24 protein-coding genes are annotated in these 23,842 nt (G+C 67.2%); 15 read left to right on the forward strand and 9 right to left on the reverse strand.

Translation table 11 applies throughout. The features are described 5' to 3' along the window. The coding region (locus RU01_RS16760; RefSeq protein ID WP_042575722.1) for a GatB/YqeY domain-containing protein at window positions 1-264 on the forward strand (264 nt) is incomplete at its 5' end. A 12-nt stretch (window positions 265-276) separates the two neighbouring features. Here RU01_RS16760 and RU01_RS16765 read toward each other — a convergent pair. Next, the gene (locus RU01_RS16765; protein WP_197074799.1) at window positions 277-2,646 is read right to left on the reverse strand and encodes a penicillin-binding protein; all 2,370 of its coding nucleotides are present in this window, start codon (window positions 2,644-2,646) and stop codon (window positions 277-279) included. 296 nt (window positions 2,647-2,942) lie between these two features. On the opposite strand from RU01_RS16765, the gene RU01_RS16770 reads away from it, so the two are divergent. The 3 genes from RU01_RS16770 (at window position 2,943) to RU01_RS16785 (ending at window position 5,194) form a co-directional block, all read left to right on the forward strand. Next, a complete protein-coding gene (locus RU01_RS16770; protein ID WP_042575723.1) occupies window positions 2,943-3,266 on the forward strand; it encodes a WhiB family transcriptional regulator in 324 nt (107 codons plus the stop codon). A 586-nt stretch (window positions 3,267-3,852) separates the two neighbouring features. Continuing rightward, window positions 3,853-4,521, forward strand: a complete 669-nt coding sequence (locus RU01_RS16780) for a hypothetical protein (protein ID WP_042575725.1) — start codon at window positions 3,853-3,855, stop codon at window positions 4,519-4,521. Window positions 4,522-4,528: 7 nt separating this feature from the next. Beyond that, a complete protein-coding gene (locus RU01_RS16785; protein ID WP_042575726.1) occupies window positions 4,529-5,194 on the forward strand; it encodes a hypothetical protein in 666 nt (221 codons plus the stop codon). A gap of 7 nt (window positions 5,195-5,201) precedes the next feature. Here the strand turns inward: RU01_RS16785 and RU01_RS16790 are convergent, their stop codons facing one another. Beyond that, on the reverse strand, window positions 5,202-6,326 hold the full coding sequence (locus tag RU01_RS16790) for an ArsA family ATPase (RefSeq protein ID WP_042575727.1): 1,125 nt from the start codon (window positions 6,324-6,326) through the stop codon (window positions 5,202-5,204). Then, on the reverse strand, window positions 6,323-7,345 hold the full coding sequence (locus RU01_RS16795; protein ID WP_042575728.1) for an ArsA-related P-loop ATPase: 1,023 nt from the start codon (window positions 7,343-7,345) through the stop codon (window positions 6,323-6,325). The genes RU01_RS16790 and RU01_RS16795 overlap by 4 nt, the downstream gene beginning before the upstream one ends. Before the next feature lie 48 nt (window positions 7,346-7,393). Here RU01_RS16795 and RU01_RS23230 point away from each other — a divergent pair, with 48 nt between their 5' ends. Both RU01_RS23230 and RU01_RS16800 read left to right on the forward strand, forming a co-directional pair. Further along, entirely contained in the window at window positions 7,394-7,558 is a 165-nt protein-coding gene (locus RU01_RS23230) for a hypothetical protein (protein WP_197027831.1), read from the forward strand. 1 nt (window position 7,559) lies between these two features. Continuing rightward, the gene (locus tag RU01_RS16800; RefSeq protein WP_042575729.1) at window positions 7,560-8,018 is read left to right on the forward strand and encodes a RidA family protein; all 459 of its coding nucleotides are present in this window, start codon (window positions 7,560-7,562) and stop codon (window positions 8,016-8,018) included. Here RU01_RS16800 and RU01_RS16805 read toward each other — a convergent pair. Continuing rightward, window positions 8,008-8,877: a Gfo/Idh/MocA family protein gene (locus RU01_RS16805; protein ID WP_042575730.1), complete on the reverse strand. Its 870-nt coding sequence runs from the start codon at window positions 8,875-8,877 to the stop codon at window positions 8,008-8,010. The genes RU01_RS16800 and RU01_RS16805 overlap by 11 nt on opposite strands. A 59-nt stretch (window positions 8,878-8,936) precedes the next feature. Between RU01_RS16805 and RU01_RS16810 the strand changes: the two genes are divergently transcribed. Then, on the forward strand, window positions 8,937-9,719 hold the full coding sequence (locus tag RU01_RS16810) for an MBL fold metallo-hydrolase (RefSeq protein WP_042575731.1): 783 nt from the start codon (window positions 8,937-8,939) through the stop codon (window positions 9,717-9,719). On the opposite strand, the gene RU01_RS16815 is transcribed toward RU01_RS16810, so the two are convergent. Then, window positions 9,716-10,390 carry a Crp/Fnr family transcriptional regulator gene (locus RU01_RS16815; protein ID WP_042575732.1) on the reverse strand — a complete coding sequence of 225 codons (675 nt, stop codon included), beginning with the start codon at window positions 10,388-10,390 and terminating at the stop codon, window positions 9,716-9,718. The genes RU01_RS16810 and RU01_RS16815 overlap by 4 nt on opposite strands. Before the next feature lie 124 nt (window positions 10,391-10,514). Further along, on the reverse strand, window positions 10,515-10,787 hold the full coding sequence (locus tag RU01_RS16820; protein WP_042575733.1) for a hypothetical protein: 273 nt from the start codon (window positions 10,785-10,787) through the stop codon (window positions 10,515-10,517). Between the two features lie 184 nt (window positions 10,788-10,971). Here RU01_RS16820 and nth point away from each other — a divergent pair, with 184 nt between their 5' ends. The 6 genes from nth to RU01_RS16850 all read left to right on the forward strand — a co-directional run bounded on the left by nth (window position 10,972) and on the right by RU01_RS16850 (window position 16,604). Then, on the forward strand, window positions 10,972-11,658 hold the full coding sequence (gene nth / locus RU01_RS16825) for an endonuclease III (RefSeq protein WP_082043199.1): 687 nt from the start codon (window positions 10,972-10,974) through the stop codon (window positions 11,656-11,658). Continuing rightward, window positions 11,655-12,320: a TlpA family protein disulfide reductase gene (locus RU01_RS16830; RefSeq protein ID WP_042575735.1), complete on the forward strand. Its 666-nt coding sequence runs from the start codon at window positions 11,655-11,657 to the stop codon at window positions 12,318-12,320. Before nth ends, RU01_RS16830 begins: the two co-directional genes overlap by 4 nt. Beyond that, entirely contained in the window at window positions 12,317-13,000 is a 684-nt protein-coding gene (locus tag RU01_RS16835; protein ID WP_052493328.1) for an NUDIX hydrolase, read from the forward strand. The genes RU01_RS16830 and RU01_RS16835 overlap by 4 nt, the downstream gene beginning before the upstream one ends. Next, complete coding sequence (locus RU01_RS16840) at window positions 12,997-14,187, forward strand: MarP family serine protease (RefSeq protein ID WP_042575736.1); 1,191 nt, start codon at window positions 12,997-12,999, stop codon at window positions 14,185-14,187. Before RU01_RS16835 ends, RU01_RS16840 begins: the two co-directional genes overlap by 4 nt. A 265-nt stretch (window positions 14,188-14,452) precedes the next feature. Then, window positions 14,453-15,565: a GGDEF domain-containing protein gene (locus tag RU01_RS16845; RefSeq protein ID WP_042575737.1), complete on the forward strand. Its 1,113-nt coding sequence runs from the start codon at window positions 14,453-14,455 to the stop codon at window positions 15,563-15,565. A 22-nt stretch (window positions 15,566-15,587) separates the two neighbouring features. Then, window positions 15,588-16,604, forward strand: a complete 1,017-nt coding sequence (locus RU01_RS16850; RefSeq protein WP_082043200.1) for an Rv1355c family protein — start codon at window positions 15,588-15,590, stop codon at window positions 16,602-16,604. A 2-nt stretch (window positions 16,605-16,606) separates the two neighbouring features. Here RU01_RS16850 and RU01_RS16855 read toward each other — a convergent pair whose 3' ends face one another. Together RU01_RS16855 and RU01_RS16860 are read right to left on the reverse strand one after the other, a co-directional pair. Next, window positions 16,607-17,542, reverse strand: a complete 936-nt coding sequence (locus RU01_RS16855) for an alpha/beta fold hydrolase (protein WP_042575738.1) — start codon at window positions 17,540-17,542, stop codon at window positions 16,607-16,609. A gap of 11 nt (window positions 17,543-17,553) precedes the next feature. Beyond that, a complete protein-coding gene (locus RU01_RS16860) occupies window positions 17,554-18,078 on the reverse strand; it encodes a phage holin family protein (protein ID WP_042575739.1) in 525 nt (174 codons plus the stop codon). Between the two features lie 287 nt (window positions 18,079-18,365). Here RU01_RS16860 and RU01_RS16865 point away from each other — a divergent pair, with 287 nt between their 5' ends. After that, on the forward strand, window positions 18,366-19,745 hold the full coding sequence (locus RU01_RS16865) for an MFS transporter (protein ID WP_042575740.1): 1,380 nt from the start codon (window positions 18,366-18,368) through the stop codon (window positions 19,743-19,745). Window positions 19,746-19,816: 71 nt separating this feature from the next. Here the strand turns inward: RU01_RS16865 and acs are convergent, their stop codons facing one another. After that, window positions 19,817-21,757: an acetate--CoA ligase gene (gene acs / locus RU01_RS16870; RefSeq protein ID WP_042575741.1), complete on the reverse strand. Its 1,941-nt coding sequence runs from the start codon at window positions 21,755-21,757 to the stop codon at window positions 19,817-19,819. A 443-nt stretch (window positions 21,758-22,200) separates the two neighbouring features. Between acs and RU01_RS16875 the strand changes: the two genes are divergently transcribed. Then, a complete protein-coding gene (locus RU01_RS16875; protein WP_156148964.1) occupies window positions 22,201-23,805 on the forward strand; it encodes an ABC transporter substrate-binding protein in 1,605 nt (534 codons plus the stop codon). Window positions 23,806-23,842: the final 37 nt, after the last annotated feature.

The following is a 23,842-nucleotide window of genomic DNA, read 5'->3' on the forward strand; positions in this document are numbered from 1 at the left end:
GAGATCTACACCCAGAACGGACGCGGCGAACTCGCGGCGACCGAGCACGCCGAGGCGCAGATCATCGACGAGTACCTGCCCACTCCGCTGACCGACGCGGAACTGGCCGATGTCGCCGACACGGCGATCGCCCAGGTGGCCGAGGAACTCGGTGAACGCCCGGCGATGCGTCAGATGGGCCAGGTCATGAAAGCCGCCACGGCGATCGCCGCGGGCAAGGCCGACGGCTCCCGTATCTCGGCAGCCGTCAAGGCCCGTCTCTGACCTGATCTACCTCTAGCGCGGCGGCGCTGTCAGCCCGGGGATCGCCGGAATGGTGACCCCGGGTGGCAGTGCCGGCAGCTGGATACCGGGTGCGGGCGCAGCCGGTGCGGCGCGCACCGATCCGTCGCTGATGTACAGCGTGACCGTCGAGCCGGGAACGGCCGAACCCGACGGAGACGTACTGACCACCGTCCCGCGGCCGGCGGACGACGCGCTCGTCGCGATCTGCACCCGGAAGCCTGCGGCCTGGAGCTGCGACGTGGCCGAATTCTGGGTGAGTCCGGTGACGTCGGGAACTTGGCCGTTGGCGGACCCGCGGACGTACTTCTGATCCACCGCGGGCAGCGCGATGTCACCGAAGTTGGTCGCCACCGGATCCATCGCGTCGTACCAGGTCCGGGCAGGTTCGTTACCGCCGAAGAGGTTTCCCGACCCGCAGGGGCGGAGCGGGAAGGAGCAGATCTCGCTCGGAGTGGGGGAGTCGCCGTACGTGTAGGCGGCCGCCGCGTACCGGTTGGTGTACCCGAGGAAGCCGGACGAGCGGTGCGACTCGGTCGTCCCCGTCTTGCCGGACATCGGCAGCGACCATCCGACCGACGACGCAGCCGACGCCGACGTGCCGCCGGGCTGATCGTCCTTGCTCATCGCGTTGGCGAGCGTGTTCGCCAGGCCCGGCTCGACGACCTGCTCGCATCCCTGCTCGGTGATGGGAATCTGCTTGCCGCTGCGATCGAAGACGCTGTCGATGGGCGTCGGCGGGCACCACTTTCCGCCCGAGGCGAGGGTCGCGGCCACGTTCGAGAGCTCGAGCGGGTTCACGTACGTCGGTCCCAGCGTGAAGGAACCGAGGTTCGCTTCCTTCTGGTAGTCCGCGAGGCTCTGGTCGGTTCCCTGGCCCGCGGTGCCCGGGAGTGTGTAGGACCGCAGTCCCAAGCGGACGGCCATGTCGACCGTGGGGGTGACGCCGACGGATTCGATGAGCTTGACGAAGGCAGTGTTGGGGGACTGGGCGAGTGCGTCGGTCACCGACAACGACTGCGGGTAGTTACCGGCGTTGGTGACGCAGTAGGTGGACGGAGGGCAGCCACGAGCGCCGCCGTCTCCGAGTCCCTTGACCTCGACGCGGCTGGGAACCTGCAGCACTGCCGAGGTCCCGAGGCCCTGTTCCATCGCCGCGGCGGTGGTGAAGATCTTGAAGATCGAGCCCGCGCCGCTGCCGACCAGCGAATACGGCTGGGGTTGGACGGTCTCGTTCGCGTCACCGTTCAGTCCGTACCGACGCGAGGAGCCCATCGCGAGGATGCGGTGCGAGTCCTGTCCCGGCGCGATCACGTTCATGACCGTGGCGACACCGTCGAGGTTCGGGCTGCTGTTGCTGGTGAGCGAGGAGTTGGTGGAGTTCTGGACGGCCGGGTCCAGCGTGGTCTTGATCAGGTAGCCGCCCTTGTCCACCTGCTCCTTGCTGATGCCGGCGTCGGCCAGGTACTGCAACGCGTAGTCGCAGAAGAACCCGCGGTCACCGGCGGAGATGCACCCGCGGGGCAGCTGGTTCGGTTCGGGGAGAACGCCGAGAGGCTCGGCCTTGGCCGCCTGGATCTCGGAGGCGCGCTCGGGGATGTTCTGGATCATCGTGTCCAGAACCGTGTTCCGACGCTCGGTCACGCCCTCGACGTTCGTGTACGGGTTGAGCGCCGAGCTGGACTGCACCATGCCGGCGAGCATCGCGGCCTGCGTGAGGTTCAACTGGCTGGCATCGATGCCGAAGTACGTCTGCGCGGCGTCCTGGATGCCGTAGGAGGAATTACCGAACGGCACCAGGTTCAGGTAGCGCGTGAGGATCTCGTCCTTGGTCAGACGCTTGTCCAGCGTCAGGGCCATGCGGATCTCGCGGATCTTGCGGGCGGGCGTGGTCTCGATGGCCGCCCGACGCTCGGCGTCCGTCTTGGCGACGACGAGCAACTGGTAGTTCTTCACGTACTGCTGGTCCAGTGTCGATGCGCCCTGCTGGACCTGACCGCTGGTGGTGTTGGTGAGGAACGCGCGCACCGTGCCCTGCCAGTCGACGCCCTCGTGCTCGGCGAAGCGCCGGTCCTCGATGGAGACGATGGCGAGCTTCATCTCGTTGGAGATGCGGTCGCTGGGTACTTCGAAGCGACGCTGCTCGTACAACCACGCGATGGGGTTGCCTGCCGAGTCCACCATCGTCGAGACGGCCGGGACCGTTCCCTCGACCAGTTCGGCGGACACGTTGTCGACGGTGTCGGCTGCGCGGTTCGACGCGAAACCGAAGCCGCCGGCGAGCGGGAACATGACTCCGGCGAGCAAGGCACCGGCCAGGGCGGAGCATCCCGCGAGTTTTGCGACTGTCTTGGCGATCGGCACGGTCTACAGAGTACGTGGCGAGGACCGACATGCCCGCTTCCTTTACACGGTGCTCGCCGATGTGACCCACTGACCAGGGAATATGTGATCGACCGCACGGGCGTACCAGAAAAGTGATCCCCCACCTTGCTTCGCTCGTGGGCTTTCCCCTACATTGATGGACATGATGTGATTCAGATAACAATCACATCGGTTAGTGGGGTGCTCCTCAGTTCGTTGTGCAGCGGGAGCTGTCACACACGGGGACGCCCGGAACGCCAGAAACACCGGTGTTCTCCGACGGTAAGGGGTCAACAATGCACACAGGAACGTCGAATGCCGCGCTCGACATCGGGGAAGCCGAAGCGCGCATCGCATGGGTATCGCAGGCTCGATGCCGAGGAGTAGACCCTGACCAACTGTTCGTGCGCGGTGCCGCGCAACGCAAGGCAGCGACGATCTGCCGTCACTGCCCGGTCTTGATGCAGTGCGGTGCGGATGCGCTGGACAACCGCGTCGAGTTCGGCGTCTGGGGCGGCATGACGGAGCGTCAGCGTCGAGCCCTCATCAAGCAGCATCCCGAGGTCGATTCCTGGTCGGAGTTCTTCGAGACCCAGAGGCATCACCAGTCGGCAGTCTGACCCGGCCGTCAGTTCTTCTTCGTGATCTCCCACCGTGATGTCCGATTCGCGGTGGGAGATTTGCGTAGGTCCGGTGTGAACACTCGGTGAACCCCTGGCGTCGCGTCGAGGTCCGGACCCTCACAGCGGCGTGACGCTCGCTGTCAGCACGGCGGTGATCGCACCCGCCGGTGTCGACAGATTTCAGCTCGCTGCGATGTTGTTGTGAGGCAACAGGATCGGACCCTCCGGACATTCCGTGACGGCCGGTATTCTGCCTCCACGCTCCGCCCGGTCCTCTGACCTGGCCGAATGCCGACAGTCGCCGCTCCGACGCGCACTCTCCGCGACGATTTCCACACGACGACCCGACCGGTGCACGCGCTGTGGCTGCGGGCGCCGATGCGCTCCGATTCCGCCGCCGCCCGACCCTCGCTGTCGGCCTCCCGTTCGCCCGGGCGTCGATTGACACCGGTCACGGCTCACCGTTGAATCCTGCTCGGCACATCGGCTTTCGATCCTCGTTCCTCGATCGGGTCGATACGCCATGCCGTGAATCCGACGATCGGCGCGGATTCGCTCCCCCTGCGAAAAGGACTCGACGGCCATGAAGATGAACAAGATTGCGGTTGTCGCCGCGATGACGATCGCGTCGTTGGGCGCAGCGTCCGCGACCGCATACGCAGACCCCGCACCGCAGCCTGCTCCCGAGGTGCACTGGAACGCTGTCGCTGCCGGCTCCAGCCTGCTCGTGACCACCGATTCCGGCACGCTGAGCAACGAGAACAACCACCTCGTGATCCGCGACGCGTCGGGTGTCATCGTCGACTCCGTGCCGCTCGCCCTGGCCGTCGACGGCCTGGCACACCCGGTGTCCGCTCAGGTCGAGGGCAACACCGCCACCCTCGCCGTCGATGCGGCAGCCCCGACCACGCCGGTCTACGACATTCCCGGCCTGACCCGGGTGGACCTTCCCGCTGCAGTCGCCGGCGTCAAGGACAACCTGAGCCTGACAGCGTCGATCGGCGGATTCCTCGGCGGTGCAACCGGTCTCGTGGGCGGATGCCTCCTCGGTGCCGCTGCCGCCGGCGTCGTGTCGGCACCCGTCGCCCTGCTGTTCGGTGCCGGACCGATCGCCGGATGCATCGGCGGCGCGCTGCTGCTCGGTGCCGGTGGATCGCTCGCCGGAACCGCCATCGGCGGACTCGGCTCGGCAGTGGCCAACGCGCAGCAGTTCGTCACGCTGCTCGAAGCTCCGCCCGCAGTGAAGAAGTAGTCACCCCATGAGGCGACTGCTCACGACCACTCTCGCGGTCTCCGCTGTCCTCGCCTCGCTCGCGCTCGGCGGTGGAGGCCATGCCTCCGCCGCCGAGCGCGTGGTGCTGGGGGGTGGCTCGGGAATCGTTCTGACGCAGGGTGATCAGCAGACCCTGTGCAGTCTGACCGTCATCGGCAACGACAGCGAGAACCGGCTCGTCGGACTCACGGCGGGACACTGCGGCGACGTGGGAGACGCGGTCGCGGCGGAAGGCGATTCCGAATCCGTCGGCCGTATCGCCACGGTTCTGCCCACCTACGACACGGCGGTCATCGAGTTCGACGCGGCGCGTGTCGCACCCGTCTCGATGGTCGGAAGCACCACGATCGCCGGTATCGGTGATCCCGCACGTCTCGCGGACACCGTCTGCAAGCAGGGACGTACGACCGGGTCGAGCTGCGGGTTCTCCTACGGTGATCTGCTCCACTCGCATCAGATCTTCGCGCAGATGTGTGTGAACTCGGGGGACTCCGGCGCCCCCGTCGTCCTCGGAACATCGTTGGTGGGCATGGTGAATGCCTACCTCGTAGCGCCGTGCGTCGGACCCGCGGTGATCACCGACATCGTGGCCGTTCTCGGTGAGATCGACCGTGCCGGTGGACCGGGCGCAGGGTTGCGTCCCGCGGCCTGACGAGCTGTCAGGCGGTGCCGGTGAGCTGATCGGCCACCGCGCGGAGGGCATCGAGGTCGGAGACCTCGAAAGGTAGCGACGGCACGCCGACCACCGGCACCTGCGGATGCGCGGCGGTGAATCGGCGGAGCAGTCCTATCTCGCGCTTCGCGGTCACCGCTCGATGTGCGTGTACGCGAAGCACTCCCGCAGCCAAGGCGGCATCATCCGTGCCCAGTTCGTCGAGTCGGTCGGCCGCCGTGCGCGCGTGGTCGGCCGACAACGAACTCAGGGTGGGGTGCGTGCGGTTGAGCACCAGCCCGGCGAGGGGCATCCCGTCCTCGGTGAGACGGTCGACGAAGAACGATGCCTCTCGCAGAGCATCGGGTTCTGCCGCCGCGACGACGACGAAGTGCGTCCCGTCCTGACGCAGCAACTCGTACGTGTGTCGCGCGCGTTCGCGGAACCCGCCGAACATCGAATCGAGGGACTGCACGAAAGCCGATGCGTCGGACAGCATCTGGCTTCCGACGATGGAGGAGACACCCCTCATCGCCAGACCGAACGCGCCCGTGAGCACTCGTCCGATTCCGCGACCCGGCGCCATCAGCAGCTTGATCATGCGTCCGTCGAGGAACGATCCCAGACGCTGCGGTGCATCGAGGAAGTCGAGGGCGTTGCGCGACGGCGGAGTGTCCACCACCACCAGGTCCCAGTCGCCGCTGGACGCCAGCTGGCCCAGCTTCTCCATCGCCATGTACTCCTGCGTGCCCGAGAACGACGACGCCACAGTCTGATAGAAGGAATTGTCCAGGATCTGACGAGCCTTCTCGGGCGTCGAATGCTCGATCACCATCTCGTCGAACGTGCGACGCATGTTCAGCATCATCGCGTGCAGTTCGCCGGTCGCACCGGGGCCCAGGGCCACCGGCTGCGGGGAGTTGTCCAGCTCGCCCACGCCCAGTGCCTGGGCGAGCCGTCGTGCCGGGTCGATGGTCAGGACCACGACACGCCGACCGCTCTCCGCGGCGCGCAGTGCCATCGACGCGGCGGTCGTCGTCTTGCCAACTCCACCGGATCCGCAGCAGACCACGATGCGAGACGCGGGATCGGTGAGGATCCGCGAGATGTCCAGCGTGGGAACGGTGCTCATCGCACTCCCTGTTCCGTGAGGTGTTGGGCGAGCTCGTACAGTCCGCCGAGATCCATGCCGTCGGCGAGTGCGGGAAGTGTGAGGCGGGGGACGTCCAGGTTCGCCAGCCGTCGCTCGCTCTCGCGCTGCGCGTTCAGAGTCGACGCGTGTTCGATCGACTCGGTGAGCAAGCCCGCGAAGTCGTCCGCGCTCAACGTGATTCCGACGTCGCCGAGGTTCTTCTCGATCGCCGCCGAATCCAGGTCGCCGGCCGCCGCGCCCGCCAGTGTGTCCGGCGGAAGGAACGAGGTATCGCCGCGATTGACGACGACGGTGCCCAGTCGCAGGTCCGCGGCAGCCAATTCCTTCGCGGCATCGGCAGTTTCCTGCACGGGCAGAGCTTCGAGCAGGGTGACCAGATGCACCAGTGTCTGCTCGGAGTGCAGCAACTTGACGACGCCTTCGCTCTGCGAGCGCACGGGGCCCGTCTTGGCCAGATCCCGCATCGCCGTCGTCACGTCGAGGAAGCTGCCGATGCGTCCCGTCGGAGGGGAATCGACCACGATCTCGTCGTAGAGCGGACGACCGTCCTTGCCGATGCTCACCGCACGCTCCTTCACCTTGCCGGTGAGCAGCACGTCCCGCAGGCCCGGCGCGATGGTGGTCGCGAATTCGATGGCGCCGACGCGTCGCATGGCCCGGCCGGCGAAACCCAGGTTGTAGAACATGTCGAGGTATTCGAGGAAGGCGGTCTCGATGTCGATGGCCAACGCGTAGACCTCGCCGCCGCCCTCGGCGGACGCCACCTTGGTGTCCACCGGTTCCAGCGGGGGCACGTCGAAGAGTTGGGCGATGCCCTGTCGCCCTTCGACCTCGACCAGCAGAACCTTGCGTCCGCCCGCTGCCAGAGCGAGTGCGAGAGCCGCCGCGACGGTGGACTTACCCGTCCCACCCTTTCCCGACACGAAGTGCAGACGTGCTCGATCCGCTTCGGGTGGCCATCCGGTGGGGTGCGACGTCGCACCTGCTGTCTCCGACACCCCTCGACACTACTGATACCGGACACCGGCGTTCTATAGGCTCAGCACATGAGCGCATCGACGACGTGGGAATACTTCACCGCACCCCTGCTGATCCACAACACCAAAGCCATCCTCGACAACTTCGGTGCCGACGGGTGGGAACTGGTCACGGTGATGCCCGGCCCCACCGGCGAGAACCTGGTCGCCTACTTCAAGCGCCCCAAGAGCTGACATGGGAGCCACGGACAAGCTCGCCGAGCTGGGGCTGACTCTTCCTCCCGTGGTGCCCCCGGTGGCGTCGTACGTCCCGGCCGTCCGGTCGGGCAACCACGTCTACACCTCGGGGCAGTTGCCGATGGCCGACGGCACGCTGACGGCCGTCGGCAAGGTCGGCGCCGACGTGACCGCCGAGGACGCCACCGCGGCGGCCCGTACCTGCGCACTGAACGCGCTGGCGGCGATCGATGCCCTCGTGGGGATCGAGAAGGTCGTGCGCATCGTCAAGGTCGTCGGTTTCGTCGCGTCAGCACCGGGCTTCACCGGTCAGCCCGGCGTCGTCAACGGCGCATCCAACCTGCTCGGCGACGTGTTCGGCGAGGCCGGCATCCATGCGCGGTCGGCGGTCGGAGTGGCGGAACTGCCCCTCGGCGCGGCCGTCGAGGTGGAGATGATCGTCGAGGTCAGCGACTGACGAGAGTTCGGCACTGTTCGATGACCCGCTGCAACTCCACGCCGCGGTGCACCGAACACTCGTGCGGCACTCCGGTGCGCACGGAATTCAGGAACTCGTCCAGCAACACCGCATAGCAGTGGTCGGGCGGAGTGGTCCGGTCGGACAACTCGACCAGTCCGCCCGATCCGCTCGCGCTCACCCTCAGGACCGACGGGCGGACCGGCGTCCGCATCGACATCGTGACCAGACTCGTACCCCGCTGTGCATGGGTCAGCGCCAACGACCACGTGTCGGACTCGTCGTCGCGTCGCGCGGAGTCGACGGACGTGACCGGCCCCAGCACCGCCATCGCGAGATCCAGGACGTGCGGTCCGACGTCCATCAACGCGCCGCCCTCCTGGCGCCACGTCGACCCGGCGTACTCCCCGCCGAGCAGCGCCCCGGACAACCACGTCGCGGTGACGGTGGCGACGTCCGTGCCTGCGACGGCTGTCAGAAAGTCGCGTGTCTCGGGAGCGAAACGACGGGTCAGCGTGACCATCGACGAGACACCGGCCACGTCGATCGCCGAGGCGAGCGTCTCCGCGTCCCGTGCCGACGCGGCAATCGGCTTGTCCAGCAACACGTGTCGGCCCGCGGCGACGGCGCGCATCGCCAGGTCGCATTGGATACCCGGGGGAACGGCGAACGCGACGGCATCGACGGCGTCGATCAGGGCGTCCACGTCGTCGAAGATCCGAGTGCCCGGCGCCGTCGCGGCGGCAGCGTCCGGTCTCCGGGCCCAGATGCCGGCGAGCTCGACGTCGGGATGAGCCCCGATGGCGGGTGCCGCTGCTTGTCGAGCCCAGGGACCGGCTCCGATCAGTCCGATTCTCATTCCGCGAGCCTAGGTGCTCGCATCTCGTCCGCGCGGGACGGTCGTGGCAAGGTGGTTCCATGGAATCGGAGAAGCATCCTGCGTACGAGCGGCTGCGTCGGGTCACGCCGACCGCCTCGGTCCTGCTGGCGGACAACCCCGGCAAGATGACCCTCGACGGGACCAACACCTGGATCCTCCGAGCGCCCGGTCGTGAGGACTGCATCGTGGTCGATCCCGGTCCTCGGAAGCGCTCGCACGTCGATCTGGTGGCTGCTCACGGGCCTGTCGCGCTGGTGTTGATCACCCATCGTCACCACGACCACACCGGCGGCATCGCCAGGCTGCACAAGCTCACGTCTGCTCCGGTACGCGCTGTCACGCCCGCACACTGCCGCGGCGACGCGGCGCCCCTGGTGGACGGCGAGGTGATCTCGGCGGCGGGTGTGGAACTGACGGTCGCGGCGACACCCGGTCACACGGCGGACTCGATCAGTCTGGTCATGGAGGACGCGGTCCTGACCGGCGACACCATTCTGGGCTCCGGGTCGAGCGTCCTCGACGGCAAGGACGGCAGTCTGGCCGACTACCTGTCCTCGCTCGACCGCCTGGAGCAGCTCGGGGAGGGCCGGGTCGCCCTTCCGGGCCACGGACCCGACCATCCGGACACGGCTGTGCTGGCGCGCACCTACCGAGCGCACCGCGAACAGCGGCTCGACCAGGTGCGCGAGGCACTGTCGGTGATCGGCGCGGACGCCACACCCTTGAAGGTGGTGCGCCACGTGTACGCCGACGTGGACAAGAAGCTGTGGCCGGCGGCTCGTATGTCCGTCAAGGCCCAGCTCGAGTATCTGAGAAGTTAGCGGGCGCGCCGGGCGAGTCGCTCGGAGTCGGAGATCAGCACGCTCTTGCCCTCGAGGCGCAGCCATCCGCGGTGAGCGAAGTCGGCGAGTGCCTTGTTGACCGTTTCGCGGGATGCGCCGACGAGCTGCGCGATCTCTTCCTGCGTGAGGTCGTGGACGACGCGGAGCGAACCCGCCTCCTGCGTGCCGAAACGCTGTGCCAGCTGCAGCAGAGCCTTGGCGACGCGGCCGGGAACGTCGGTGAAGATGAGGTCGGCGAGGCTGTTGTTGGTGCGACGCAGACGACGAGCGAGCACGCGCAGAAGCTGCTCGGCGATCTCGGGGCGTTGGTCGATCCACGCCTTGAGCGCTTCGCGGTCCATGCTCACGGCGCGGACCTCGGTGACCGTCGTGGCGGTCGAGGTGCGGGGGCCCGGGTCGAAGATCGAGAGTTCACCGAACATGTCGGACGGTCCCATGATGGTCAGCAGGTTCTCGCGACCGTCGGGTGAGCGGCGTCCGAGCTTCACCTTGCCGCTGACGATGATGTAGAGCCGGTCTCCGGGCTCACCCTCGTTGAAGACGACATGACCGCGAGGAAAGTCGACCGGCTGCAGCTGCTTGGTCAGAGCCGACACCGCGGACGGCTCGACTCCCTGGAAGATGCCGGCTCTTGCCAGTACCTCGTCCACGTGTACTCCTTGCGCTGAAAGATCGGCCGATCTACGAATATGAACTCGGTCGTACTCTACGTCGCGACAGCGTCCTAGGAGTGATCACAGCCACCATCGACGCGTCGCGGCTCCGCCGGAGGTGTCAGCTGGCGCGACGTTCACGATCGGCGAGGAGTGCGACATCGTCGTCGATCACGTCGCCACCGCGGCGACGTCGACTACGGAAACGTGCGAGTGCGTGCGGAAATCCTTCCGCGGCGAGCGTGGCGACCTCGGCCGAGCTGGCGGAATCCAGGAATTCCTGGACTTCCTGCTCGCGGACACCGATGCGGTTCAGGCGCGCCTCGAAGCGTTCCATGGCGAGAGCGAACAGCATCAGCAAGACCGGGAACAGAACCACAGCGAGTGCTTGCATACCGAGGAGTAAACACTGTCGACGTCTCGAAAAGAACACGGCGGGGTCACCGACGCGGACACGATCGCCGTGTGTTGTCAGGGGCATTCCGTAGAGTCGTGGCGTGCAGAAATCATCCGGCGACACCTCCCACGTGGGCAAACGCGACGAGTCCGCCCTCGCCCTCACACGGCGGGCGCGCCGGATGAATCGGAGCCTCGGAGTGGTGTTCCCGCACGTCTACTGCGAGCTCGATTTCACCACTCCGCTCGAACTCGCGGTCGCCACCATCCTGTCGGCGCAGTGCACCGACAAGCGGGTGAACGAGGTGACGCCGCCCCTGTTCGCGGCGTACCGGTCGGCCCGCGACTACGCAGAGGCGGACCGGACCGAACTCGAGGAGTACATCCGGTCCACGGGCTTCTACCGGAACAAGGCGAACTCGCTCATCGGCCTCGGCCGGGAGCTGCTCGAACGGTTCGACGGCGAGGTCCCCGCGTCACTGAAAGATCTGGTGACCCTGCCGGGCATCGGCCGCAAGACCGCCAACGTCGTGTTGGGCAATGCGTTCGACATCCCGGGCATCACCGTCGACACGCACTTCGGGCGGCTGGTACGTCGATGGGGATGGACGGACCTCGAGGACCCGGTCAAGGTCGAGCACGCCGTCGGTGAGCTGATACCCCGCAAGGAATGGACGATCCTGTCCCACCGGGTGATCTTCCACGGTCGACGCGTGTGTCACTCCCGGACGCCGGCGTGCGGCGTCTGCATCCTGGCCAAGGACTGCCCGTCCTACGGTCTGGGTCCCACCGACAAGGTGAAGGCCGCGGCCCTGGTCAAGGGTCCCGAGACCGACCACATCCTGGAACTGGCGGGCATCGAGTCGTGAGCAGATCGTCCGCAGCGAGGTGGAGCCTCGCCGCGCTGGTCGTCGTCGTCGCCCTGATCGTGGCCATCTGGCCGCGCGGCTCCGACGAGGACACCGGCCCCACCAGCTTCGCCGACTACCGCGACACCTTCGGCACCACCGCGACGGACGATGCGACGGCATCGGATCTGGCGCCCCTGCGCGAGCGCGCCGACCTCGCGGCGTGCCCCCAGCCGGCTCCGGACGCGGCGGCGTCGGGTCCTTTGGCGGGTGTCCGCACCACCTGCCTGGCCGACGGGTCGCCCGTCGACATCGGCGCGGCGATCGCCGGGCGTCCGACGGTGGTCAATCTGTGGGCGTACTGGTGCGGTCCGTGCGCCGAGGAGCTGCCGTTCATGGCGCAGTACGCGGAACGCGCAGCGGGTGCCGTTACCGTGTTGACGGTGCACGAGGATCCCCAGCAGGGCAACGCCCTGGCCCGCCTGTCCGACTACGGCGTCCGGTTGCCCGGAGTCCAGGACGCGTCCGCGTCGGTGGCCGCAGCGGTCGGTGCGCCCGCCGTGCTGCCCGTGACGGTCCTCGTCGCCGCGGACGGAACCGTCGCCAAGGTCCTGCCGCAGCCGTTCCGGTCCGTCGACGAGATCGCCGCCGCCGTGTCCGACTACCTCGGAGTCGCTGCGTGAGCACCCCTGCGTGGCTCACCCGCATCGCATCCGTCGAGTCCGTCGACGACGAGGCCGGCAATCCGGTGATCGCCCGGCACGCCCCCGACGGCACAGTGGTCCGTCCCGCGTCGGTACTCGTCCTGTTCGGCGGCCGTCCGGATTCGCTCGAGCTGCCCTCCGACGCGAGTGTCCTTCTGACGCAACGTGCCTCGTCGCTCCGGCAGCATCGCGGTCAGGTCGCGTTTCCCGGCGGCGCGGCGGACCCGGGCGACGACGGACCCGTCGGCACGGCCCTGCGCGAGGCGCAGGAGGAGACGGGCGTCGACCCGTCGGGTGTCGAGGTACTCACGGTTCTCGAGTCGATCTTCGTGCCGCCCTCCGGGTTCGAGGTCACGCCGGTGGTGGCGTACTGGCGTACCCCGAGTGCCGTGGCCGTCGTCGACACCGGTGAGACCGAACGCGTCGTGGCGGTGCCGTTGACCGACCTGCTCGATCCGAGCAACAGATTCGTGGTGCGCCACCCCATGGGATATCGGGGTCCGGCGTTCGCAGTGGAAGGAATGCTCGTGTGGGGTTTCACGGCCGGAGTGCTGTCGGGCGTTCTCGAGACGGCGGGGTGGAGTGCCCCGTGGGACAACGGCGACGTCCGTGACCTCGAGACGGCCCTCGCGGCCGTCGGAGAGGAACTGCACCCGTGACCGGCTCCACGTGGCTCGACATCGGTGTGCTCCTGGTGGCGCTGCTCGCGGCGTCGTCGGGGTGGCGGCAAGGCGCCGTGGCGTCGGCGTTCGCGTTCTTCGGTGTGGTCCTGGGCGCCGTCGCCGGCATCCTGCTCGCGCCACGGGTTCTCACCCATGTCGACGAAGGTCGCATGCGCGTCCTCGTCGGTATCGGTCTGATCGTCCTGATGGTGATCGTCGGTGAGATCGCCGGCATGGTGCTGGGTCGCGCTCTCCGCAGCGGTATCCACAGTCCCGCGGCGCGGTCGATCGACAGCCTGATCGGTGCCGGTCTGCAAGCCGTCGCCGTTCTCGTGGCGGCATGGTTGCTCGCGATTCCGCTGACAGCGGCGTCCCAGCCCCAGATCGCCGCGGCAGTCCGGGGATCCTCGATCCTCGGAGCGGTCGACGACATCGCCCCCGAGTGGGTGCGCGAGATCCCCAACGACTTCTCCGCCCTGCTCGACACCTCCGGACTGCCCGACGTCATCGGTCCCTTCGGGCGTACACCCGTCGCCGACGTGGGTCCGCCCGATCCCAGTGTTCTCGCATCGCCCGTCGCGGCCGACCTCCAGGACAGTGTGTTGCGGATCCGCGGCATCGCCGAGAGTTGCCAGAAGGCGCTCGAGGGATCCGGATTCGTCATCGGTCCCGGCCGCGTCATCACCAACGCGCACGTCGTCGCGGGCACGTCGTCGGTGGTGGTGGACACCGACGCGGGTGCGCTCGATGCCGAGGTCGTGCTGTTCGATCCGTCGGTCGACATCGCCGTCCTGAATGTCCCGGATCTGCAGGCCGAGGTCCTGCCGTTCGTGACCGAGAGCGCGGACCCGGGTACCGACGCCGTCGTGCTGGGGTATCCGGGAGGCGGGCCGTACACGGCGTCGCCGGCCAGGGTGCGCGAGACGCTGAACCTGACGGGACCGAACATCTACCGCACGGGAACGGTCGACCGGGAGGTCTACACCGTGCGGGGGTCCATCCGACAGGGCAATTCGGGCGGTCCTCTCGTCACCACGGACGGCCGAGTGCTCGGTGTGGTGTTCGGTGCGGCCGTGGACGATTCGGATACCGGATTCGTGCTCACCGCGTCGGAAGTCGCCGATGAGGTGGCACGGGGGCTGCAGAACGGGGTTCCTGCCGGTACCGGCTCCTGCGTCGCCTGAGACCCCCGCGCAGGACATGCCGTAGGGCGCACTTACCGCGTACGGTGACCTGAGGCGGTGCGTGGTCCGACAACCCACATCGCCCGGCTCGACGGGGGGAGCAGCCGATGCGCGATTGTCGACACCATGACTCTGCCGGTGTAGAAGGGGCTCCAGGTCGCCACTACGTGTGGTCGATTGGGAATCTGCGGCACGGGGAAGTAGACGACGAGATGCAGACGGGTCGTCACGGGTGACGGCCACGACAACAGGAGAGAAGGAAAGGATGAGCCGCGGCAGCGGTCGCCGGTCACGTATGACCGGTGACTCCTTCGACATGCGGTCGAAGGCTGTCATGGCCAGCGCATCGGGTGCGCTTCCTCTCCTGATCATCGCCATCGTCCAGCCCACGTTCATCCGTGCGGGCACGCTGCCGATCCTGGCCGTCATCGTCGCCTTCACGCTGGTCACCGTCGCCGTCACGTTGCGGTCCGGGCGACTGTCGGACAGACAGTTCACGATCCTCGGATCGGGCGGCATGGTGGGTGTCGCGATCTCCGCGTTCCTCATCGCCGACCCGTCCGGTTCGCGTGCCGTCACGGCGATGCTGGCCGTCGTACCCGCCATCGCGGCGTCCGGGTCGCCTCCCCGCGTCACCGTCTCGCTCACCAGCGCTGCCGTCGTCCTGGCGACCGCGCTGAGCATCAACGGTTCCGAGGGCGCGGTGCGGTTCGTCGCCGCCGGTGCTGCCGTGACGACGGTGGTCGTTCCGGCAATCCTCATCGCGACCATGCGCAGCTCGCTCGAGGCGGTCACCGCGCGTCTCGAGACGCTGGCCAACACGGATCCGCTGACCGGCCTGCTCAACCGCCGCGGGATGTTGCCGCGCGTGCAGACCATGCTCGACGAGGCGTCGGAGACCAGCAACTCGATCGTCGTCTCTCTCGTGGACGTCGACCACTTCAAGTCCGTCAACGACACCCGCGGGCATGCTGCCGGAGACGTCGTCCTGACGACGGTCGCCGAGGCCATCGCGGCCTGCGTGCCGGAAGACGCCGTGGTCGCTCGACTCGGCGGCGAGGAATTCCTCGTCCTGGGACTGAGCAAGTCCGTCGCGGGACTCGAGGACGACATTCTCGAGAGTGTCCGGTACGCGTGCGACGTGACGGTCAGTATCGGTGTGGCACAGGCGAGTGTGGTGTTCGACGAGAACGGTGCGAACGACGTCGAGGCCACCTTGGACCGGTTGACGTACGCGGCCGATCGCGCGCTCTACTCCGCGAAGACGGCCGGCCGCGATCGTGTCGCGTTCGCTCTGGAGGATGTAGTGCTGTGGGCGTCCGCGACGTCGCAGCGCCGCGACCGGACCGAACCGCTGCCTCGCCCGACGACCAGCTGACAGAGCGACAGGAGTGGTGTGTGTGAGCGAGCATGTGGTCCTCGATACCTCCGACGAGGACGACGCAGCCCGGATCGAGCGTCTGCTCGGTACGGAGGCGGTCCTGGACTCCACCGAAGGACAACTGGCGTCGCTCCGGGCCCTGACGCCCACCCCGCCGGACGATCTGCTGTCCGAACCGACGCGCTGGGTGCACTATCCGTGGCGGCGCTCGATAGTGCGCGTCCTCGGACCGCGCGGCTTTCGGCGGCTCCGTCTGGACAGGAACCGCAACAAGATCACTCTCGACGAGCAGAACGCCGCGGTCGGCATCCGGATCGGCGTCGTGGGCCTGAGCGTCGGTCATGCGGTGGCGCACACGCTGGCGCTCGAGGGTCTGTGCGGCGAGCTCAGGCTCGCCGACTTCGACGAACTCGATCTGTCGAACCTGAACCGGGTACCCGCGACCGTCTTCGACCTCGACGTCAACAAGTCCGTCCTGGCCGCTCGTCGTATCGCCGAGCTCGACCCGTACCTCGCGGTCGGCACGTTCGAGCGGGGTGTGGACGAGTCGACTCTCGACGCGTTCCTCGACGGCCTCGACATTGTCGTCGAGGAGTGCGACTCCATCGACGCGAAGATGCAGGTCCGTGAACACTGTCGGCGCCGCGGCATCCCGGTGATCATGGAGACCAGCGACGGCGGGGTCCTCGACATCGAACGATTCGACCTCGAACCGGACAGGCCGTTCTTCCACGGTCTCCTCGGTGACGTCGACGCCGCGTCGGTGGCAGGGATGTCACCACGGGAGAAGGCTCCGCTCGCGGGTCGCATCCTGGGGATGGACAGCATCACGGCGCGGATGGCCGCCTCACTGCCCGATATCGGGACGACGCTGTCCACGTGGCCGCAGCTCGGGAGCGACGTGGCGCTCGGCGGCGCATCCGTCGCAGCGGTGGTCCGGTTGTTCGGTCGAGGGACCCCGCCGCCCTCCGGGCGTGTGCGCGTCGGCCTGGAGACGATCATCGAGCGGGACCTTCTCGACCCACTCGCCGGCTGACGTCAGCGCAGGTGGTCGACCAGGATGTCGGCTACCTCGTCGGGGCGTTCCTGATGCACGTAGTGGCCGGACCCGGCGACCGTGTGCTCTCTCAGACGCGGCGCCCACCTCACGTCGCGCCGGGCAGTCGCTGCCAGCACGTACGGGTCGTCGGATCCGAGTATCTGCACGGCCGGAAGATCGAGTGTCTTGTCGACGGCGCCGCGGAATCGTCGGCCGTCGGAGCGGAACTGGCTCCGGAAGGCCCACCGCTGATATTCCAGAGTGCTGTGGGCGACGCCGGGAATGCGGATCGCCGAGCGCATCCGGGACATGACGTCGCCGAACTCCTCGCTCCGTTGCCACTGCTCCGACGAGCGGCTGCGCACCAGGCGCTCCACTTCCAGGCCGTTGTTGGCGGTGAGCGTGCGTTCGGGGACGCGGGGAATCTGATAGCGCAGGAACGACGGCATCAACGCGGACCGCTGCGCTGGATCGCGCGTCGCAGCGCGGCGAAGCGAGATCGGGTGCGGCGACGCGATGAGGGCGATCGAGCGCACCGCGCGGGGATGCAGTGCTGCGGTCGCCCAGCACACGAGTCCACCGTCGGCGTGTCCCACCAGTGCCGCGTCGTCGTGGCCCAGCGCTCGAACGAGTCCGGCGATGTCTCCGGCGAGTGTCCACCCGTCGTATCCACGGGGCGGCTTGTCGCTGTCGCCGTATCCGCGCAGGTCGACCGCGACGGCATGGAACCCGGCTGCGCCGAGTGCCCTGAGCTGGTGCCGCCACGACCACCAGAGATCGGCGAATCCGTGCACCAGGATCACCAGGGGAGCCGCCTCACGCGTCGCAGCTGCCGGCTCCACCTCGACGACGTGGAAACGGATGCCGTTGGCGCGGACGTCGCGATGCTGCCACGGACCGGGGTACCGGACGGTGGACGGATCGGGTGCTGCCACTGCGCGCTGACTCAGCGCGACAGCGGAGCGCGCACGTCCAGCGCGTCCAACTGCTTCGCCGAGGAGTCGCCCTGACCCGGGAGTACGGACGACGCGGCCTTGAGCGAATCGATCGTCTTGGCCGGCTTGCGCAATTTCTTCACTCGCAGGTAGCCGAGGAACGCGAGCAGCGCGGTGATGACGATCATGATCAGGAAGACGATCAGGAAGGCGAGCCAGCGCGTGACCCAGACGTTGAGCAGCTCCGCGAGGAAGAAGAAGAAGAAGAACGAACTGAAGATGAGGACTGCCAGCGCGAGGATGAACAGGACGCTGCCCTGCAGGCCCTTCTTGATCTCGCCGGTGACCTCGGCCTTGGCCAGCTCGACCTCGGCGCGGACCAGAGTCGAGACCTGCGCGGTCGCGTCCTTGACCAGCGTGCCGATGCTGGCGGTGGACGGATTGCTGCGGCTGTCGACGTCCGTCAGCGGGATCGAGGAGATGCTGGCCGGTGCAGTCGTGTGACCACCCTTGTCGGTGCCTCGGCTGCTGCTCACGTGCGAATCCCTTCGATGTGCTGACTTCTGGCGCGGTGGGTCCTGGTCTCGAACTGAACCGTTACGGACTGAACCCACCCTATGTCCTTACCCGGTCCGCGCTCACCCTATCGCCGTCGGGCGACAGTGCTCCGGCCGCGGGTTGGGACCGGTCACGAACCGAGTGGACGGTATCGGTCCTGAACTCACATGTCGTCCGGTAACTTCCTGCTGACGAACCCGCCTCCTCACCAGGAGGCTTTCCGCAAACAGGAGCCCAATCCGTGACCAGTACATCAGCGGACCGCATGCCGAACCCCGACGGTTCCCGCGTCTCCGGTCCGACGTCCGACGAAGTGGACGGCGTACCCCGCAGCCGCATCGTCATCGCCTCGATGGTCGGAACGTCCATCGAGTTCTTCGACTTCTACATCTATGCGACGGCCGCCGTCCTGGTCTTCCCGCGCCTGTTCTTCCCCGCGGGCAACGACACGACCGCGCTCCTCGCCTCGTTCGCGACCTTCGGGTTGGCGTTCGTCGCCCGCCCCATCGGTTCGGTTCTGTTCGGGCACTTCGGTGACCGCATCGGCCGGAAGGCGACCTTGGTCGGGTCCCTGCTCACCATGGGTATCGCGACCTTCCTCATCGGACTGCTTCCCACCTACGACAGCGTGGGCATCATCGCTCCGATGCTGTTGGCGCTCATGCGTTTCACGCAGGGTGTCGGCCTGGGCGGCGAGTGGTCGGGCGCCGCACTGCTGGCGACCGAGACCGCCAAGGAGGGCAAGCGGGCCTGGGCCGCGATGTGGCCGCAGCTCGGTGCGCCCATCGGCTTCCTGATGGCCAACGGCATCTTCCTGATCCTGACGTTGTCGCTGGACTACGACTCCAAGACCTCCGGTGCCGATCACGCGTTCCTCACCTGGGGTTGGCGCGTGCCGTTCCTGCTCAGCGCCATCATGGTGATCATCGGCCTGTACGTGCGTCTCAAGCTCGAGGAGACGCCGGTGTTCAAGCGCGCCGTGGCCAACGGCCAGCGCGTCAAAACGCCTGTGGCAGAGGTCTTCAAGACCAGCTGGCGTCCGCTGATCCTGGGCACGTTCGTCATGCTCGCGACGTACACGCTGTTCTACGTCATGACGACGTGGGTGGTCAGCTACGGCACCGGCAAGGTGGTCGATCACAGCGGTGTCGCCGTGACCATCGCCTACACCGACTTCCTCGGTCTGCAGCTCATCTCGGTGTTGTTCTTCGCCGCATTCGTCCCGGTCTCGGGATGGCTCGCCGATCGGTTCGGCCGCCGCATCACGCTGATCGTCATCACCACCGCGATCATCCTGTTCGGCCTGTCGTTCAAGTGGTTCGCCGCTCCCGAGTCCGCGACCGAGAGCCGGATGCTGCTGTTCATGTGCGTCGGGCTGGCGCTGATGGGTCTGACCTTCGGACCGATGAGTGCTGTTCTGCCCGAGCTGTTCCCGACCAACGTGCGCTACACCGGATCGGGAATCTCGTACAACACCGCCAGCATCCTGGGTGCTGCGGTGGCACCGTTCATCGCGACCTGGTTGGTGAACTCGTACGGCGTCGCCTGGGTGGGCGTGTACCTCGCCATCGCCGCGGCGCTGACCCTGTTCGCGCTCGTCGTCATGAAGGAGACGCGCGGACGAGACCTCGAGACGGTGTCCTGACCGTCGTCGGGTAAGACGGAAAGAAGGGCTCGTGCACACCGTGCACGAGCCCTTCTTCTCTTCGCGTGCTGCTACTTCTGGCTTGCCTTGGTGATTGCGTCGAAGACCGCCGGGTCGACGAGGGTGGAGGTGTCACCGAGGTCGCGGCCCTCGGCCACGTCGCGGAGCAGGCGGCGCATGATCTTGCCCGAGCGGGTCTTGGGCAGCTCCGGCACGACCGTGATCTGACGCGGCTTGGCGATCGGGGAGATCTCCTTGGACACCTGAGCCTTCAGTTCCGCGATGAGAGCGTCGCCGGTGTTCTCGACTCCGCCGCGCAGGATCACGAACGCGACGATGCCCTGACCGGTGGTGTCGTCCGCGGCACCCACGACGGCTGCTTCCGCGACACCGTGGTGGCTGACCAGTGCCGACTCGACCTCGGAGGTGGAGATGCGGTGACCGGAGACGTTCATGACGTCGTCGACCCGGCCGAGGACCCAGAGGTCACCGTCGTCGTCGAAGCGGGCGCCGTCGCCGGCGAAGTACCAGCCCTCGGTGGCGTAGCGCGACCAGTAGGTGTCCTTGTAGCGCTCCATGTCGCCCCAGATACCGCGCAGCATCGACGGCCACGGCTCGTCGAGCACGAGGTACCCGTTCCCGCCGGGGCCGAGCACCTTCGCGTCGTCGTCGACGATCGCCGCCGAGATGCCGGGGAGGGGAGTCTGAGCCGAGCCCGGCTTGGTCGCGGTGACACCGGGGAGCGGCGAGACCATGATCGCGCCGGTCTCGGTCTGCCACCAGGTGTCGACGATCGGGGCGCTTCCGGCTCCGATGACATCGCGGAACCATCGCCACGCTTCGGGGTTGATGGGTTCGCCGACGCTGCCGAGGAGTCGGATCGACGACAGGTCGTGGGCGTCGGGGATCTCGCGACCCCACTTCATGAACGTGCGCACCAGGGTGGGCGCCGTGTAGTAGATGGAGACGCCGTACTTCTCGATGATGTTCCAGTGCCGGTGCTCGTCGGGGGAGTTCGGAGTTCCCTCGTAGACCACCTGCGTCGCGCCGTTCGCCAGCGGGCCGTAGACGATGTAGCTGTGGCCGGTCACCCAGCCGATGTCGGCGGTGCACCAGTAGACGTCCTTGCCACGCTTGTGGTCGAAGACGTAGTGGTGGGTGTACGCGGTCTGCGTCAGGTACCCACCGCTGGTGTGGATGATGCCCTTCGGCTTACCGGTGGTGCCGGAGGTGTAGAGGATGAAGAGAGGGTGCTCGGAGTCGAACGGCTGGGCCTCGTGCTCGGGTGAGGCGTTGCCGACGCTCTCGTGCCACCAGAGGTCGCGTCCCTCGGTCCACTGGACGTCGATGTCGGTGCGCTTGACCACCAGGACGTGCTCGATCGACGCGGCGCCGTCCACCGCTTCGTCGACGGAATCCTTGAGGGGCGCGGCCTTGCCGCGTCGCCACTGGCCGTCGGTGGTGACGACGAGCTTGGCCTCGGCGTCGTCGATACGCGACCGCAGTGCCGAGGAGGAGAAGCCGGCGAACACGACGCTGTGGGTCAGGCCGAGGCGGGCGCAGGCGAGCATCGAGACGATCGCCTCGGGAACCATCGGCATGTAGATCGCCACGCGGTCGCCGGAGACCAGTCCGAGCTCGGTGAACGTGTTGGCGGCTCGGCTGACCTCGGCGAGGAGATCGGAGTAGGTGATCTCGCGGCTGTCGCCGGGCTCGCCCTCCCAGTGGATCGCCACCTGGTCGCCGCGGCCCTCCACGACGTGCCGGTCGACGCAGTTGTACGCGACGTTGAGCTCGCCGCCGACGAACCACTTCGCGACGGGTGCGTCGGACCAGTCGAGGACCTGCTCGAACGGGGTGTGCCAGTGCAGCCGGTTCGCCTGTTCCGCCCAGAACGCGAGTCGGTCGTCCTTCGCCGACGCGTACAGCTCGGCCCCGGCGTTGGCCTGCGCGACGAAGTCGTCGCTGGGTGGGTAGGACACCGGGTGCTCGTTCACTGCTGATTCCGTCATCCGAACGCGACCTCTTTCGCTTTTGCGGCTGGTTCTTGCGACTGTGAGGGTAGTCACCTCTGCGGCCCGTGGCACCGTTGCAGGGTGCTGCAACCCCGCTCCCTGCGCCGGGTGGTCGGGTACCCGCGATAGGCGGTTACGTCGGACGATGACGGGTTCGCTCTCGCCCCGACGGCGGGGTTTCAGGCTGTCGGACCGGTGATGTCCAGTCCTGTCAGGTTACGTCGACGTTTCGTGACCGATCACGGAGCGGATCGATTTGGGGGGAGTGGACGACAAACGGAAAACGTGTGTCTAAAGTCAAGCGAATATCAGATCGTTGCGACTGCGAACAACGCTCTCGTGTTCGGTCACCACTCATGATTCCCGCTGGTGCGGGAGCGGGTGCGGCCACAGCCGCGCCTTCCACACGATGGAGGAACATCTTGCGTGCAAGACGCATAATGACGGCCGCGGCTGCGGTCGTCGTCGCCGGAGCAATGCTCACCGCGTGCGGTGGGAGCTCGAGCGACGGTGGTAGCGGCGGTGGCGGCGGAATCGTGACCGCCAACGGATCCGAGCCCCAGAACCCCCTCGTGCCGACCAACACCAACGAGAACGGTGGCGGCCGCATCGTCGATCGCCTGTTCGCCGGACTGACGTCGTACGACGACAAGGGTGTTCCCTCGAACGAGGTCGCCGAGTCGATCGACACGTCCGACAACGTCAACTACGACATCAAGATCAAGCCCGACTGGACCTTCTCCGACGGCACCGCGGTTACCTCGAAGTCGTTCGTCGACGCCTGGAACTACGGCGCACTGGGCACCAACGCGCAGCTGCAGCAGTCGTTCTTCGAGCCCATCCTCGGATACGACGAGGTGTCCACCGAGACCCCGACCGCTCAGACCATGTCCGGCCTGAAGGTCGTCAGCGACACCGAGTTCACGGTTCAGCTCAAGCAGCCCACGATCGACTTCGAGCTCCGTCTCGGATTCACGCCGTTCTACCCGCTGCCCGAGGCCGCGTTCGCCGATATGAAGGCGTTCGGCGAGAACCCGATCGGCAACGGTCCGTACAAGTTCGCGAGCGAGGGTGCCTGGCAGCACAACGTGCGCCTGGACCTGGTGCCGAACGAGACCTACAACGGCAACCGCGTCCCGAAGAACTCGGGTCTCGGCATCGTCTTCTACAGCTCGTTCGACACGGCGTATGCCGATCTGCAGTCCGACAACCTCGACGTTCTGGACACGATTCCGCCGAGCGCGCTGCCGACGTACGAATCGGACCTCGGCGACCGCGCACTGAAGACGCCGACCGCGCAGAATCAGACCATCACGATTCCTGCACGCCTGCAGCACTTCTCCGGCGAAGAGGGCAACCTGCGTCGCCAGGCCATCTCGATGGCGATCAACCGCGACCAGATCACGCAGCAGATCTTCCAGGGCGTCCGTCAGCCGCTGAAGGACTTCACCGCCACGACGCTGCCCGGACACAGTGACTCCATCCCCGGCAGCGAGGTTCTGGACTACAACCCGGACCAGGCCAAGGCCCTGTGGGCGCAGGCAGACGCCATCTCTCCGTGGACCGGCTCGTTCCAGGTCGCGTACAACGCCGACGGCGGCCACCAGGAGTGGATCGACGCAGCGATGAACAGTGTCCGCAACACCCTGGGCATCGAGGCAGTCGGTGCTCCTCAGCCAACCTTCGCCCAGGTGCGTACCCAGATCACCGACCGCACCATCCAGACGGCGTTCCGCACCGGCTGGCAGGGCGACTACCCGTCGCTGCTCGAGTTCCTCGAGCCGATCTTCGTGACGGGTGCCGGCTCCAACGACGGTGACTACTCCAACCCGGCATTCGACGCCGCCCTGCGCGACGCCGAGGCAGCTCCGGACGCACAGACCTCCTACGACCTGACCAACAAGGCGCAGGAGATCCTGCTGAAGGAACTGCCCGCCATCCCGATGTGGGATTACATCAACGCGGCCGGCTACTCGACGCTGGTCGGCGATGTCGCGATCACGTGGAACGGCCTGCCGGACTACGAGAACGTCACCAAGGGCTGATACGGCCCCACACGGTAATTCATGCAGGGCGCCCGGC

The sequence above is a fragment of the Rhodococcus sp. MEB064 genome (genome assembly GCF_000834565.1).
GTDB lineage: Bacteria > Actinomycetota > Actinomycetes > Mycobacteriales > Mycobacteriaceae > Rhodococcoides.

Coding starts and splice junctions, on each gene's coding strand:
- RU01_RS16770 (WP_042575723.1), top strand. CDS start 2,943: ATGCACACAGGAACGTCGAATGCCGCGCTCGACATCGGGGAAGCCGAA.
- RU01_RS16780 (WP_042575725.1), top strand. CDS start 3,853: ATGAAGATGAACAAGATTGCGGTTGTCGCCGCGATGACGATCGCGTCG.
- RU01_RS16785 (WP_042575726.1), top strand. CDS start 4,529: ATGAGGCGACTGCTCACGACCACTCTCGCGGTCTCCGCTGTCCTCGCC.
- RU01_RS16790 (WP_042575727.1), bottom strand. CDS start 6,326: ATGAGCACCGTTCCCACGCTGGACATCTCGCGGATCCTCACCGATCCC.
- RU01_RS23230 (WP_197027831.1), top strand. CDS start 7,394: ATGAGCGCATCGACGACGTGGGAATACTTCACCGCACCCCTGCTGATC.
- RU01_RS16800 (WP_042575729.1), top strand. CDS start 7,560: ATGGGAGCCACGGACAAGCTCGCCGAGCTGGGGCTGACTCTTCCTCCC.
- RU01_RS16805 (WP_042575730.1), bottom strand. CDS start 8,877: ATGAGAATCGGACTGATCGGAGCCGGTCCCTGGGCTCGACAAGCAGCG.
- RU01_RS16810 (WP_042575731.1), top strand. CDS start 8,937: ATGGAATCGGAGAAGCATCCTGCGTACGAGCGGCTGCGTCGGGTCACG.
- RU01_RS16820 (WP_042575733.1), bottom strand. CDS start 10,787: ATGCAAGCACTCGCTGTGGTTCTGTTCCCGGTCTTGCTGATGCTGTTC.
- nth (WP_082043199.1), top strand. CDS start 10,972: ATGAATCGGAGCCTCGGAGTGGTGTTCCCGCACGTCTACTGCGAGCTC.
- RU01_RS16845 (WP_042575737.1), top strand. CDS start 14,453: ATGAGCCGCGGCAGCGGTCGCCGGTCACGTATGACCGGTGACTCCTTC.
- RU01_RS16865 (WP_042575740.1), top strand. CDS start 18,366: ATGCCGAACCCCGACGGTTCCCGCGTCTCCGGTCCGACGTCCGACGAA.
- acs (WP_042575741.1), bottom strand. CDS start 21,757: ATGACGGAATCAGCAGTGAACGAGCACCCGGTGTCCTACCCACCCAGC.
- RU01_RS16875 (WP_156148964.1), top strand. CDS start 22,201: ATGACGGCCGCGGCTGCGGTCGTCGTCGCCGGAGCAATGCTCACCGCG.